The following is a 13,471-nucleotide window of genomic DNA, read 5'->3' as shown; positions in this document are numbered from 1 at the left end:
TGATCAACGGGGCAGGGTTGGCGGGGGCGGGGGCGGGGGCGGGGGCGGGGGCGGCGGGGGCGGGGCAGGGGGGCAGGGTGGGGTGGGGTGGGGTGGGGTGGGGTGGGGTGGGGTTGTTAGAGGAGGCGGAGGGAGCGGGCTCGGCGGACGGCTTCGCGGCGGCGGGTGGCGTCGAGCTTGCGGTAGATGTTGCGGACGTGGGTCTTGACGGTGTTGACCGACAGGGAGAGTTCACCGGCGATCTCGACGTTGGACAGGATGCTCTGGAGATACCGCAGAATGGTCAGCTCCCGCTCGGTGAGCGGCTCGGGGAGCGCCCGTTCCGGACCGCCCGGCCTACACTGCGGGTCACCCGATCCGTGCTCGGTCGGTTGTTCGGCGTCGCGTACCAGGTCGCTGACCGCCGGCCAGTGCGCCGTACCCGAGTCCAGGTGGGCGGCGAGCAGGTCCCGGACCTCCGGTTCGGCCCGGGTGAACACCCGGCGGTAACCGTGTCGGCCGGACAGGTCCAGCACCCGTTCCAACAGCCGACCGGCCCGGCGCTCGTCACCGGACCGCCGGGCCAGCACCGCGTCGAGGACACCGGTGGCGAGCCGTACCGACAGCGGCCAGCCGGCGGCGTCCGGGGCGTCCCAGTCGGGTAGCGCGTGACCGGCGGCCCGGACGTCGCCCGCCCGCAGCTCCACCCGGGCCAGCGCCAGGCCCAGCACCGGGTCGGGGTCCGGCTCCCGGGACCGCTCGGCGAGCAACCGGCGGGCGGTGTCCAGGTCCCCCTGTTCACCCCGTAGGTCCGCCTCCAGCGCGAGCAGCCGATCGGCCAACCCTCCGCCCCCCGCCAGCCCTCCACCCCACACCCCGTCTCCGGCCAGCCCTCCGTCCCCGGCCGGCCCCACATCCCACACCCCGACCTCGACCAGCCCCCCATCCCCGGCCGACTCTCCGCCCCCGGTCAGACCTCCACCCCCCACCCCACCCCCGGTCAGCGCTGCGCCGGGGAGGGTACGGGCTCCGGTCAGCTCGTCCCGGGCCCGGCGCACCACCTCGATCGCCGCCGCCGGCTCGCCGGCGTCACGCAGCAAGGTCGCCCGACACAGCGCCACCACCGCACCGACCGTGCCCCCGCCAGGTGCCACCCCGACCATGACCGGAGCAGCCGCCGCACCGACCCCCACCCCCGCCCCACCCCGAGCAGCCGCCGCACCGAACGCCACCCCGGCCCCGACACGAGCGGACGCCACCCCGAACCCGACCGGGGTAGGCAGCGCACCGATCGCCGCGTCGGCCGTAGGGGTGCCGGATGTCGTACCGCCCGCACCGGATGCCTCGCCCGGCATGGCCGCGCCGGCCGCCGCCAGTTCGGCGGTCGCCTCCGTGGGCTGGTCCCGGTGCAGCGCCACCAGGGCCAGGGCCAGATGGGCGTAGCCACAGTCGACCCGACTCGACCAGCCCTGGCAGGGGGGCATGACCAGCGCCGCGTGGGCGGTCTCTTCGGCTGGCGCAAGCTCACCGGCCAGGGCGAGCAGCAGTGCGGTGCGGGTCGCGTCGACCAGTTCGGTCCGGGGCCGCCCGGCCTGCCGGGCCGCCGCCAGCGCCCGGGTGAACCATGCCCCGGCCGACCGTAGTTCCCCCTCGGCCAGCTCGACCAGGCCGAGCGCGGTGCCGGCCACCGCCAGGACGTCCACGTCCTCGCCGGTCCGGGGGTCGTCGCCGGTCGGTGCCACCGCTTCGGGGTGGTCGCCAACGACGGCCGGCCGGTGGGTCGGCGTCGCGGCGGGCCGGCAGGGCGGCGGAGTCGGCGGCAGGGCAGGCCCGGTGACGGTGGCGAGCAGTCGGGCGGCGGCCCGGCGTACCCCCGGATGGTCGCCGGCCAACCGGGCGAGGGTGAGTTCCAACGCCAGGGCCAGCCGGTGGAACCGGTCACGGCGCGGAGCCGGCAGCGAGCGGGCCGCCGCCACCGCGTCGCGCAGCCAGGCGGTCGCCGCCTCCCGGTCGCCCGCGTACGCCCGCTCGGTGCCGGCGGCCAACGCCAGCTCCGGGTCCCGGTGCACCGCCTCGGCGGGCGGCGGCGCGGGCGGGGCCACATCCGGTGTCCCCCGGTCGTACGGCAGCAGCTCCGGCCAGTGGGTCAGCAGCAACCCGGTGGCCCGGTCCCACTGCCCGGCGGTGAGCGCGTGGCGCAACGCCTCGGCCGGCCGGTCGTGGTCGGTGTGCCAGTCGGCGGCCCGCCCGTGCAGCTCGGCGCGTTCCCCGTCGGCGAGGTCGGCGAGTTCCTCGCGCAGCAGGTCGGCCAGCAGCGGATGCGGTCGGTACCAGGGTGGGTCGCTGTCGTCGCGGTGCAGGAATCCGCCGTCGCGGGCCAGCCCGGCCAGCAGGTGCCCGGCGTCGGCACGACCGGTCAACGCGTCGGCCAGGTCGGCGCGGACCGCCGGGCCGACGGCGCAGCGCCGCAGCACTTCCCGGGCCGGCGGCGGCAGCTGCCCCAGCACCTCGGCCCGCAGGTACGCCGCCACGTCCGGGTGGTCACCCCCGAACCGGGCCGCCCACCGCTGCGGATCGGACTGCCCCCGGGCGGCGAGCGCGGCGAACCGCAGACCCGCCGGCCAACCACCCGTGCGGTCCCGCAGCCGGGCGACCGCCGCCGCAGGCAGGGGCACCCCGTGCGCCACCAGCAGGTCGGCCACCTCGTCGGTGGTGAAGGCCAACTCGTCGGGGCCGATCTCGGTCAGGTCACCGGCCAGCCGTAGCCGGTGCAGGGCCGGTGGCAGGTCGGTGCGGGCGGCGGCGATCAGGCGCAGCCGGCCGTCGGCGTGCCGCAGCAGGAACTCCAGGCCGGTGAGCACCGCCGGGTCGGTGACCCGGTGCAGGTCGTCGACGACGAGCCGGACCGGGCGTTCCCGGGCGGCCAGGGTCGCGGCGAGCGCCTCCAACTGCTCCGACCGCACCGGCACGACCGACGGCTGGGCGGCCGACGCGCCCGGCCGCCTAGCAGGCGGTGCGCCCGGCCGCCCGGCAGGCGGTGCGCCAGGCCGCCCGGCAGGCGGTGCGCCAGGCCGCCCGGCAGGCGGTGCGCCAGGCCGCCCGGCAGGCGGTGCGCCAGGCAGGGCGGCGGGTGGTGCGTGCGGCGGTGGCTCGGCCGCGCCCCGCAGGGCTGCCGTGAGGTACGCCCAGAGCCGCTCCCCGCTGTCGCCCGCCTCGACCTGAACCCAGGCCGGGGGGTCCTCGTCCGCCGCTCGCGCCCAGGCGGTGAGGATCGTCGTCTTGCCCCACCCTGCGGCGGCCCGGACCAGGGTGAGGGTGCCGGCAGCTCCGGCGTCGAGGCGGGCCGACAGCCGGGGACGCCACAGCATCGGCTCCGGCGGGGCGGGCGGGGTGAGCCGGGACGCCAGCAGCGGCGGGCCGGCGGGCACCTCGGCGCTGTCGTGCTGCTGCGGCATCCGCCCTCCCCCGGTCAGCGCGTTCCGCCCCGGTCGGCGCCCTCCGGCCGGTCGGCGCGTTCCTCCCGGTCGGCGCGCTCCGGACCGGTCGGCGGCGGTTACCCGGACCGGACCGGTTCACCCCTTCGGGACGAGTCCGGTTCACCCGGTCCCCACCGAGGATGGGCGGATCGGGCAGCCGGTGTGGCGTGACCGGCTGCCGCGCACCGGTCCCGGCGAAGAGGCGGGTGGTACGGATGGGACGACTGACCCGTGGCGGGTTCACCCTCCTTCGGGCGCACCGGGCGGGGGTCGACGCCCGGTCGGGCCGCTGGCAGGTGGTGACGGTCGGGGTGTCGGCGGCCGAGCTGATGCCCGACGGGCGGTGGCCGGAGCCGCTGCGCCCACTGGCTGACGCGGTGGAGCTGCACCTGCGGCCGGCCCCCGGTGGGCGGGGCACCGAGCTTTCGGTCCGCCCCCTCGGCGGGGTGGCGACCCTGCCCGGGATGGCCGCCCACCTGGTCGGCGACGATCCCGGCGGCTACCTGCGGCAGGTGTTGCGCACGGTCCGGCAGCTCGCCGAGACCGGTGAGGTGCTACGCGCCGACCGGCCCGCCGCCGAACGCCCCCCGACCGCGCCACCCGGGACCGGGCCGCACGCGACCGGGCCGCACGGGACCGACGGCCCGGTGGTGCCCGGATGAGGGCGCTGTGCTGGGAGGGCGTCGACCGGCTCGCGGTACGCCAGGTGCCCGACCCGGAACTGCGCAACGCCCACGACATGATCGTCCGGGTCCGGCGCAGCACCACCTGCGGGGCCGACCTGCCGATGCTCGCCGGCCGGGTGCCGGGCCTGGCCGCCGGGGACGTGCTCGGGCACGAGTTCCTCGGCGACGTGGCCGAGGTCGGCCCGGCGGTCCGGCGGCACCGCGTCGGTGACCGGGTGGTGGTCTGCGCGGCCGTGGCCTGCGGGAACTGTTGGTACTGCCGGCAGGGTCTCTACTCGTGCTGCGACAACGGCACGGCCACCGGGACGGTCGGCGAGGCGGCCTGGGGGCAGGCTACCGGCGGCTGCTACGGCCATCCCCGGACGGCGGGTGGGTTCGCCGGCAGCCACGCCGAGTACGTCCGGGTGCCGTACGCCGACGTGGGGGCGTTCACCGTGCCCGACCCGGTCAGCGACGACCGGGCGGTCTTCGCCTCGGACGCCGCCCCGGCCGGTTGGATGGGTGCCGAGCTGGGTGCGGTCCGCCCTGGTGACGTGGTCGCGGTCTGGGGGGCGGGTGCGGTGGGGCAGCTCACCGCGCAGGCGGCGACGGTGCTCGGGGCGGAACGGGTGATCGTGATCGACCGGTACCCGGAACGGTTGCGGATGGCCGAACGGCACACCGGCGCCGAGACGTTGCACTACGAACACACTGATGTCCCCGCCGAACTGCGGGAACGCAGTGGTGGCCGGGGGCCCGACGTCTGCGTGGAGGCGGTGGGGGTGGCCGACGGCGGGGGCCGGCCGGTCTCGCTCGCCGACCGGTTCACCGGCCGGGGCGGCCCGGTCGAGGACCCCCTGGCGGTACGGGAGGCGGTGCACGCCTGCCGCAAGGGTGGCACGGTCTTCATCTCGGGCACCTTCACCGGTTTCGTGGACGCCTTCCCGCTGGGCGCGGTGATGCACAAGGGTCTCACCCTGCGCAGCGCCCGGCAGCACGGTCAGCGGTGGATTCCGATGCTGCTGGACCGGATGGCCCGCGACGAGCTGCGTACCGAACACCTGGCGACGCACCGGTTCGACCTGGACCAGGCCCCGACGGGGTACGCGCTGTTCCGGGACCGCGCCGACGGTTGTGTGCGGGCGGTGTTCAGCCCGCACGGCTGAGTCGTCCGGGTGGGTGCCGGTCGCCGCGGTGCGGACCGGTCCACCCCCGGTGCCCAGGTGAGGGCCGGATGCGGGTGGCACACTCGGCGGATGTCCCACGACCGCCCGTACGACATCGTCCTGTTCGGCGCGACCGGCTTCACCGGCGGGCTGACCGCCGAATATCTGGCCCGGCACGCCCCGGTGGGGTTGCGTTGGGCGTTGGCCGGCCGCAACCCGGCGAAGCTGGCGGCGGTCCGGGACCGGCTCGCCGCCATCGACCCGGCCCTGGCCGGGCTGCCGCTGCTCACCGCCGACGTCACCGACGCCGGGTCGCTGCGGGTGGTGGCGGAGGCGACCCGGGTGCTCGCCACCACCGTCGGACCGTACGTGCACCACGGGGAGCCGCTGGTCGCGGCGTGTGCCGCCGTCGGCACCGACTATCTCGACATCACCGGTGAGCCGGAGTTCGTGGACCTGATGTACGTGCGGCACCACGCCGAGGCGGTGCGTACCGGGGCCCGGTTGGTGCACGCCTGCGGTTTCGACTCGATCCCGCACGACCTGGGCGTCTGGTACACGGTCCGGCAGTTGCCGTCGGACGGGCCGATCATGGTGGACGGGTTCGTCCGGGCCGGGGGGAAGTTCTCCGCCGGCACGTACCATTCGGCGCTCACCGCGTTCTCGCGTACCGCGCAGACGAAGCAGGCGGCGCGGGCCCGGCGGGCGGTCGAACCCCGCCCGGACGGACGCCGGGCCCGCGCGGTGGCCGGGAAGTTGGGCCGGTCCGCGGCGACCGGCATGTGGGCGGTGCCGCTGCCCACCATCGACCCGCAGGTGGTACGCCGGTCCGCCGCGGCCTGCCCGGAGTACGGCCCGGACTTCCGCTACCGGCACTTCGCCGCCGTCAAGCGGCTGCCGACGGTGCTGCTGGCCGGGGTGGGGATGGCCGGGGTGGTCGGGCTGGTGAAGCTGCCACCGACCCGGCGCTGGCTGCTCGGCCGGCTCGCCTCCGGGCAGGGTCCGAGCGCCGCGCAGCGGGCCCGGTCGTGGTTCCGGGTGCGGTTCGTCGGCGAGGGCGGGGGCCGCACCGTCCGCACCGAGGTCTCCGGCGGTGATCCCGGCTACGACGAGACCGCCAAGATGCTCGCCGAGTCGGCCCTCTGCCTGGCGTACGACGAACTGCCCGCCACCAGCGGGCAGCTGACCCCGGTGACGGCGATGGGCGATGCGCTGCTGGACCGGTTGGTGAGGGCCGGCATGACGTTCCGGGTCCTCCCGGCGCGGAGCTGACCGGGGCGACGACCCGACGGCTTGACCCTCGACCTGGTGGAGGCGACAGCATCATGGGCGTGGAGAGCGAACTGCTGAGTATCGGCGAGCTGGCCCGGGCCAGTGGCCTGACGGTCAGCGCGTTGCGGTTTTACGACCGGTGCGGGGTGCTGACGCCGACGCTGGTCGACCCGGTGAACGGTTACCGCTGGTACACCGACGCGCAGGTGACGCCGGCCCGGCTGGTGGCCGGGCTACGTCGGGTCGGTATGCCGCTGGTCGAGATCACCGCCGCGCTGCGGCTGCGGCACGAACCCGCGCGGGTGGGGCGGTTGTTCGACGCCCACCTACGCCGGTTGGAGGACGGTCTCGCCGACGCCCGCCGTGAACTCTCCCGGGTCCGCACCCTGATCGATCCCGAGGAGTACCCGATGACCACCACGATCGTGCTTGCCCGCGCAGACCTGGCCGCTGCCGTCGACGCCGTCCGGTTCGCCGTCGGCACCGACCCCGACCTGCCGATGCTCACCGGTGTGCTGTTGGACGTGGAGTCCGACGGCGTACGACTGGTCGCCACCGACCGGTACCGGATGGCGTTGGCCCGGGCCGGCGGTCGGGTGGACGGCCCGCCGGTGCGGGCGCTGCTCCCGGCGGCGGCGGTCGACGAGTTCCGGGCCCTGCTGGATGCCGACACGCAGGAGCAGGCGCACCTGACGCTCGCCGGGGGCCGGGTCGCCGTCACCGTCGCCGGTGCCGTGGCCAGCTCGGCGGTGTTGCCGTACGAGTTCACCGACTACCGCCGGCTGCTGCGCCGACCGGCGGACGCACCGGCCCGGCAGGTACCGGTCGACGTGGCGAGGCTGCGCGCCGCGCTGCGGGCCGGTACCCCCACGGTCACCCGGGTGCACGAGGGGGTGCCGCTGCCGGTGACCGTGCTCGGGGTGGACGACCACGACGGGCTGCGCCTGGTCGACGCGACCGAACTGGCCGGGCCGGACCGGACCGACCTGCTGGTCGGCGTGAACGGGGACTTCCTGCTCGATGCCCTGGAGGCTGCCGGTGGCCCGCAACTGATGCTGGAACTCGACGGCCCGATCGCCCCGCTGGCCGTCCGGCGGCCCGGTGACGAGGACACCTTCTCCATCCTGATGCCGATCCGCCTCTGACGGTCATGGGCCGGCCGGCCGGCAGCCCAGCCGGCGTTCCGCGTCGGCCTCGGACCCAGCGGGTCCGGTCCCACACCGGCCGCACCCGTTTCGCCTCGCCCCGGCGCAGCACGATCAGGTGCCGGGCGGTCGCCGGGCGGTCGCCGGGTGACCCGCCTCGGCACCGGGCCTGCCGGAGAGTGACCTGCGGCGGGCACCGGGCCTGCCAGTGCGCCATCGACGGACAACGACACCCAACCAATTACGGAGGGTAGCTACAACCCTCCCCCCACCTACTCCCCTGTGCACGCTTTGCTCTGCTGCCACCGAAGCAACAGGCACGGCGGGTAACCGTCGCGCCGGTGGCAGCAGAGCAAAGCGTCGGAGTGGGGGTGGTGAGGGGTGGCGAGTCGATGCGGCATTTGAGCAGCTCAGAGGGGATCTGCCGCTGGAAGCCCATCCGGGCACGGTAAGAACAACACCCCAAGGATCACCCAGAGTGACAAAATGGGGGTCGGCGTCGACTCATCACCGTAAGTCACCGCTCGGGTCGACGGCGTCATCTGTCGGGATCGGACCGGACGACCGGGCCCCTGCGGCGCGGCCGGCCGGCGGTCCCACCGGCGCGGACACGACCGCTCCGGGGACGGCGGTCAGCGCGGCACCGGCCGGACAGCACCCCGGCCACACCACGCACGGCAGCGCCGATCGGACCCGTGGGACCGGTGGGGCCAGAGCAGCGCCGATCGGACCGGGCGGGCCAGCAGCACCGATCGGGCCGGTGGGGCAGCGCGGGTGAGGCCATGCCTCCGGCCGGGGCCGGATGGCGGCAGGCGCGACGGTAGCATCGGAGGGTCCCACCCCGACCGCCTGGACGGAGCGTACGGAGCAGCATGCTCGACATGGAGTTGATCCGCAAGGATCGCGAGGCGGTGGCGACCGCGCTGGCGAAGCGTCTGGCTCCCGCCGAGGTCAATCGGATCCTGGACGAGATCCAGCGACTCGATCAGGAGCGTCGCGCCCTGATCACGGAGATCGACGCCGAGCGGCAGCGCCGCAAGGCCGACGCCCGGGCGTACGCGCAGGCGAAGCGGGCCGGCACCACGCCGGAGTCCGTCGCGCCGGAGGTCGAGCGCAAGCAGCTCGCCGACCTGGAGTCCCAGCTGGACGAGGTGCAGTCCCGGCTGCGCGGCACGATGAGCGAGCTGCCCAACCTGCCCGCCGACGACGTGGTGCCCGGCGGCAAGGAGGCCAACCGGGTGGTGAAGACCTTCGGCGAGCCCCCGGTCATCGAGAAGATCCGCGACCACGTGGAACTGAGCCGCGCACTCGGCCTGGTCGACCACGAGCGCGGCGTCAAGCTCGGCGGTTCGGGCTTCTGGATGTACACCGGCCTGGGCGCCCGGCTGGAATGGGCGCTGATCAACTGGTTCATCGACGAGCACGTGCGGGCCGGCTACGAGTTCCTGCTCCCGCCGCACCTGCTGCTGGACACCGCCGGCTTCGCCGCCGGCCAGTTCCCGAAGTTCTACGACGACGTCTACCACCTGGACCGGGAGTCCGCCCCGCGCGGGCAGTTCCTGCTGCCCACCTCGGAGACGGCCATCCTCGGGGCCTACCAGGACGAGATCCTGGAGACGTCGAAGCTGCCGCTGAAGGCGTTCGCGTACACCCCCTGCTACCGCCGCGAGGCGGCCGGCTCGCACTCCGACGAGCGCGGCACCGTGCGTGGGCACCAGTTCAACAAGGTGGAGATCTTCCAGTTCACCCTGCCGGAGCAGGCAGACGCGGCGCTGGAGGAGATGCTCGCCCACGCGGAGAGCCTGGTCGAGAAGCTGGGCCTGCACTACCAGCGCAGCCTGCTGTCCGCCGGTGACGCCAGCGCGTCGATGAAGAAGACCCTCGACATCGAGGTGTGGATGCCGAGCACCGGCAAGTACAAGGAGGTGTCGTCGGTCTCGTGGGCCGGTGACTACCAGGCCCGCCGGGCCGCCATCCGCTACCGCGAGCCGGGGGGCAAGCAGACCCGGTTCGTGCACACCCTCAACGGGTCGGCGCTGGCCACCAGCCGGCTCTTCCCGGCCATCCTGGAGCAGTTCCAGCAGCCCGACGGCTCGGTAGTGGTGCCCGAGGTGCTCCGCGACCGGCTCGGCACCGACCGGCTCACCCCGCTGCGCTGAGGCTCGCGGTGCGGGGCGGGGCCTCCGGGCCACCGCCCCGCCCCGCACCACCCGGCCCGCCGCACACCCGGCCCGCCGCACACCCGACCGACATCAGCCAGCCGCGCACCAGCCCGGCGGGGTCACCGGCCGGTTGTCTCACACCCGTTCGGTGTCACCGGTCCGGGTACGGCTGCGGTGCAGCAGCGCCGCCACCGCGAGCAACCCGAGCAGCAGCCCGGCGAGCACCACCGGCCCGGCCGTGTCCAGGGCCGTCACCAGCATCCGTTGGACCCGGGCCGCACCTACCACCACCGGGTCGCCGAAGGCGTCGTGCCGACCCTGGGCGAGCCGGACCTCGTACCAGCCGTACCAGGCGACGTAGCCGCCGGCGACGAGCAGCACCAGGCCACTGAGGCGGGGCACCCAGGCGCCCGCCCCGCGCAACCCACTCACCACCCGCCCGCGCAGCAGCGCCACGCCGAGCGCCGCCACCGCCACCACCAGACCCATCCCGAGCGCGTACGCGACGAACAGCGCCAGCCCGCGCAGGGTCGAGCCGGCCTGGAGGCTGGTCACCACGATCGCCAGGAACGGCGCGATCGAGCAGCTCAGCGACGCCAGCGCGTACGCCATGCCGAACAGCGCCATGGACGGCAGCGAGCGGGTCAGCCGGGGCGCGCGGGCCGACGGACGCGGGGTGGGCAGGCGGCGTCCGGCGAGCAGCCACAACCCGAGCGCCAGCAGGCCCAGCCCCAGGGTCACGGTCAGCCACGGCAACCGTGGGCGCAGCCAGTCGGCCAAGGGTGCCACGGCCAACCCGAAAGCCCCGAACACCACGACGTACCCACAGGTCAGGCCGGCCGCCGCGGTGAGTGCCCGGCCGATCGCGCCGCGGCCGTCCGCGGGCCCGGCGACCAGCAGCGACAGGTACGCCGGCAGCATCGCGAAGCCGCACGGGTTGACCGCGCCGAGCATCCCGGCGGTCAGCGCGAGCAGCAGCGGGCCGGTCATCAGCCGGCCAGGGCGGCGACCCGGCGGGTCAGGTCCTCACCGTCGAGGAAGCCCTGGTGGACGACCTTCCCCTCCCGATCGATGATCAGGAAGGTGCTCTGTTCGACGATCTCGAAGCGCCGCCACAACGCGCCGGCCCGGTCGTCGATCTGCGTGGTGCCGCCGAGTTCGAACTCGGTGACGAAGCTGCGCATCGCCTTCTGCTCGCCGAGGCCGGCCACCCCGACGATCGGCACGGTGTCCCGGTATTTCGGGGCGATCTCGGCGACCGTCCACGCCTGGCTGGCGCAGGTGGCGCACCACGGCGCCCAGAACCAGAGCACCACCGGCCGGCCGGCCAGGGCGGCGGCGGAGAACGCCGTACCGTCGAGGGTCTTGGCGGTGAAGCGCAACGCGTCGGGCACCGGGGCGGGTGCCCCGGTGGTGGCGGGTGCGGCGGTCGGGGTCGGCTCGGCGGGCAGCGGCGACGAGGTGGCGATCGGCACGGCGACCTCGGCGGCCGGTTGCGCCGTCGTCGGCCCGACGGCGCACGCCGAGGCGGCCAGCAGGGTGCCGGCCAGGGTGGCGGCGACGGCGAGCCGGACGGCCGGTCGGCCAACCGGCCGGGTCCTGGGGTACGACGACCGCATCCGAATCTCCTCTCGGTGGTGCTACGTGACCCCGACGGTGCCGGGTGACCTCGACGGTGCTACTTGACCTCGACCAACCGCAGCGCGAGCTCGGGGCAGACCTTGACGGCCTTCATCGCCCCCTCCTTCAGCCAGGTCGGCACGGGGGTGGGCGGGAAGGCGGGGTAGCCGTTGCCGTCGAGCCGGATGAAGTCCGGTACGACGTGGGCGCAGAGTCCGTGCCCGTCACAGCGGGACCAGTCCAGGGTGAGCATCTTCGGGTTGGCGTCGGGGGCACCGGGCAGCCCCATCACGCCCTTGACCCGTTTGCCGCACCCCTCACCGGTGGTGTGCTGCCGCAGGTCGTCGGCGAACACCTCCATCGCGGAGAGCGCGAAACGGGAGGTGCCGTCGGGGTGGCTGCACGCGCCCCGGCCCTTCACGTCACCGGCGGCGGCCCGCACGACCTCCACCGGGGCGCTGCCGGAGACCGCCAGGTCGACGGCGCGGGCCAGGTCGGGCAGGCCCCGCTTGCACGGCCCGCACTGGCCGGCGGACTCCCCGGCCAGGTAGCGGACCACCTGGGCGGCTTCGCCGAGCGGGCAGGTGTCGCGGCCGAGCGGGATGATGATGCCGGCGCCGAGGGTGCCGCCGACGCTGGTGAGGCTCTTGCGGGTGATCTCCGCCCGCTGCGCCGCCTCCCAGGTGATCCAGCGGCCGTGGTAGCCGCCCATCAGGATGCCCGGCCCCTCCGGCACCTCGCACAGTTCGAGGATGTCCCGTAGCGGGGTGCCGGCGGCGCACTCCACCACGGCGGCGCGTTTGGCCTGGCCGGTCACGGTGAGCAGGACGGTGCCCGGCTCGTCGTCGGTGCCGAGCGCCGCGTACTCGTACGGGCCGAGCCGGGCGGCGATGGCCACCTGGGCGTACGTCTCGGCGTTGGACAGCAGGGTGGGCAGGTTGCGTACGCCCGAGTCGCTGGACCGCTTCTTGGTGCCCGGCGGGATGTGCGGCAGTCCGTTGATCCCGTTGACCAGTGCGCCGCCCTCGCCGGAGATGAACCGGTGCGGCACGGTGACGATGGTGGTGGGGACCGGCATCCGACGTTCGGCGAGTGCCTCGGTGAGCGAGTCCCGGCCGATCAGGTCGTCGGCGACGCAGAGCACGATCTCCTCGGCGTCCAGCGCGTAGGCGGACAGGGCGGCACCGTCGAGGATCAGGTGCGGGGCCCGGGTGAGCAGCACCTTGTCCTTCCAGCTCGCCGGTTCCCCCTCGGTGGCGTTGACCACCACCACGGCGGGCAGGTCCTGCCGTTCACAGGACTCCAGCACCGCCTTGAACTTCCGGTAGAACGGGAAACCCGCGCCGCCCTTGCCCTTGAGCTGGATGGCCTCGGCCAGTCGGAGCAGGTTGGCCGGTTCCATCGGGCCGATCGGGCCGTGCACCGTCTCGTGTGCCATCAGGTCCAGCCGACCGAACTCGGCGAAACCGGCGGTGAGCCGGGGCTCGCCGATGCAGGCGACCGGGGGCACCTTGGTCCGCATCACTTGGCTTCACCGCGCAGCCCGGCCCAGTACGCCCCGTCGACGGCGTCCGCGTTGGCTTTGCCCTTGCGCCGGCTGCGGCCGTCGCCGGTGGCCTTGCGGGCCCGCCGGGAGGCCAGGTCGACCAGGGTCGGGGTGTCGTCGACCGGGATGTCGTCGGCGACGTAGCGGGCCGGCGGACGCCAGTAGTCCGGCTCCTCGGGCACGTCCGGCTCGACGCTGTGCCGGCCGGAGCCGCTGCGCGGGGCGGCGGAGATGGGTTCGGCCGAGACGGGCCGGCTGGACTCCCACCGGTTCGGGCTGTCCCACGGCTCCTCGGGCTCCTCGGTGCGCCGCCGGGGCGGGGCCGAGTAGCGGGCGGCCAGGTCGTCGTCGTCGCGTCGGGCCCGCCGACCGGTGGAGACCGGGGCGATGTCCTCGTCCTCGTACCGGGACCGGCGGGTGCCCGACACGGGGGCCACGTC

9 protein-coding genes and 1 pseudogene are annotated in these 13,471 nt (G+C 75.0%); 5 read left to right on the top strand and 5 right to left on the bottom strand.

Translation table 11 applies throughout. The annotated features are described in order from the left end of the window. Nucleotides 1-116: 116 nt before the first annotated feature. Nucleotides 117-3,434: a LuxR C-terminal-related transcriptional regulator gene (locus tag AB0K25_RS23665; RefSeq protein ID WP_363822696.1), complete on the bottom strand. Its 3,318-nt coding sequence runs from the start codon at nucleotides 3,432-3,434 to the stop codon at nucleotides 117-119. A 236-nt stretch (nucleotides 3,435-3,670) separates the two neighbouring features. Here AB0K25_RS23665 and AB0K25_RS23660 point away from each other — a divergent pair, with 236 nt between their 5' ends. The 5 genes from AB0K25_RS23660 (at nucleotide 3,671) to serS (ending at nucleotide 9,862) form a co-directional block, all read left to right on the top strand. Continuing rightward, a complete protein-coding gene (locus tag AB0K25_RS23660; protein WP_363822693.1) occupies nucleotides 3,671-4,117 on the top strand; it encodes a hypothetical protein in 447 nt (148 codons plus the stop codon). Then, on the top strand, nucleotides 4,114-5,286 hold the full coding sequence (locus AB0K25_RS23655; RefSeq protein WP_363822690.1) for an alcohol dehydrogenase catalytic domain-containing protein: 1,173 nt from the start codon (nucleotides 4,114-4,116) through the stop codon (nucleotides 5,284-5,286). Before AB0K25_RS23660 ends, AB0K25_RS23655 begins: the two co-directional genes overlap by 4 nt. Nucleotides 5,287-5,376: 90 nt before the next feature. Continuing rightward, on the top strand, nucleotides 5,377-6,558 hold the full coding sequence (locus AB0K25_RS23650; protein ID WP_357535545.1) for a saccharopine dehydrogenase NADP-binding domain-containing protein: 1,182 nt from the start codon (nucleotides 5,377-5,379) through the stop codon (nucleotides 6,556-6,558). A 71-nt stretch (nucleotides 6,559-6,629) separates the two neighbouring features. Next, nucleotides 6,630-7,703 carry a MerR family transcriptional regulator gene (locus AB0K25_RS23645; RefSeq protein ID WP_357535761.1) on the top strand — a complete coding sequence of 358 codons (1,074 nt, stop codon included), beginning with the start codon at nucleotides 6,630-6,632 and terminating at the stop codon, nucleotides 7,701-7,703. Between the two features lie 872 nt (nucleotides 7,704-8,575). Then, nucleotides 8,576-9,862, top strand: coding sequence for a serine--tRNA ligase (gene serS, locus AB0K25_RS23640; protein WP_357535547.1), 1,287 nt, complete (start codon nucleotides 8,576-8,578; stop codon nucleotides 9,860-9,862). A gap of 138 nt (nucleotides 9,863-10,000) precedes the next feature. Here the strand turns inward: serS and AB0K25_RS23635 are convergent, their stop codons facing one another. The 4 genes and pseudogenes from AB0K25_RS23635 to AB0K25_RS23620 all read right to left on the bottom strand — a co-directional run. After that, nucleotides 10,001-10,855, bottom strand: a complete 855-nt coding sequence (locus tag AB0K25_RS23635) for a cytochrome c biogenesis protein CcdA (protein WP_363822686.1) — start codon at nucleotides 10,853-10,855, stop codon at nucleotides 10,001-10,003. Continuing rightward, entirely contained in the window at nucleotides 10,855-11,484 is a 630-nt protein-coding gene (locus AB0K25_RS23630) for a redoxin domain-containing protein (RefSeq protein ID WP_219464153.1), read from the bottom strand. Before AB0K25_RS23630 ends, AB0K25_RS23635 begins: the two co-directional genes overlap by 1 nt. A gap of 59 nt (nucleotides 11,485-11,543) precedes the next feature. After that, nucleotides 11,544-13,010 (bottom strand): NADH-quinone oxidoreductase subunit NuoF family protein, encoded by a 1,467-nt coding sequence (locus tag AB0K25_RS23625; protein ID WP_208568893.1) that lies wholly within the window; start codon nucleotides 13,008-13,010, stop codon nucleotides 11,544-11,546. Beyond that, nucleotides 13,007-13,471, bottom strand: a pseudogene (locus AB0K25_RS23620) (hypothetical protein); the annotation flags it as partial. The pseudogene AB0K25_RS23620 and the gene AB0K25_RS23625, both read right to left, overlap by 4 nt.

Origin of the sequence: Micromonospora sp. NPDC049257 (assembly GCF_040678915.1) — a bacterium.
GTDB classification, from domain to species: domain Bacteria; phylum Actinomycetota; class Actinomycetes; order Mycobacteriales; family Micromonosporaceae; genus Micromonospora; species Micromonospora antibiotica.
Note: the sequence above shows the minus strand (reverse complement) of the source record. Positions and strands in the feature narration are given on the sequence as shown.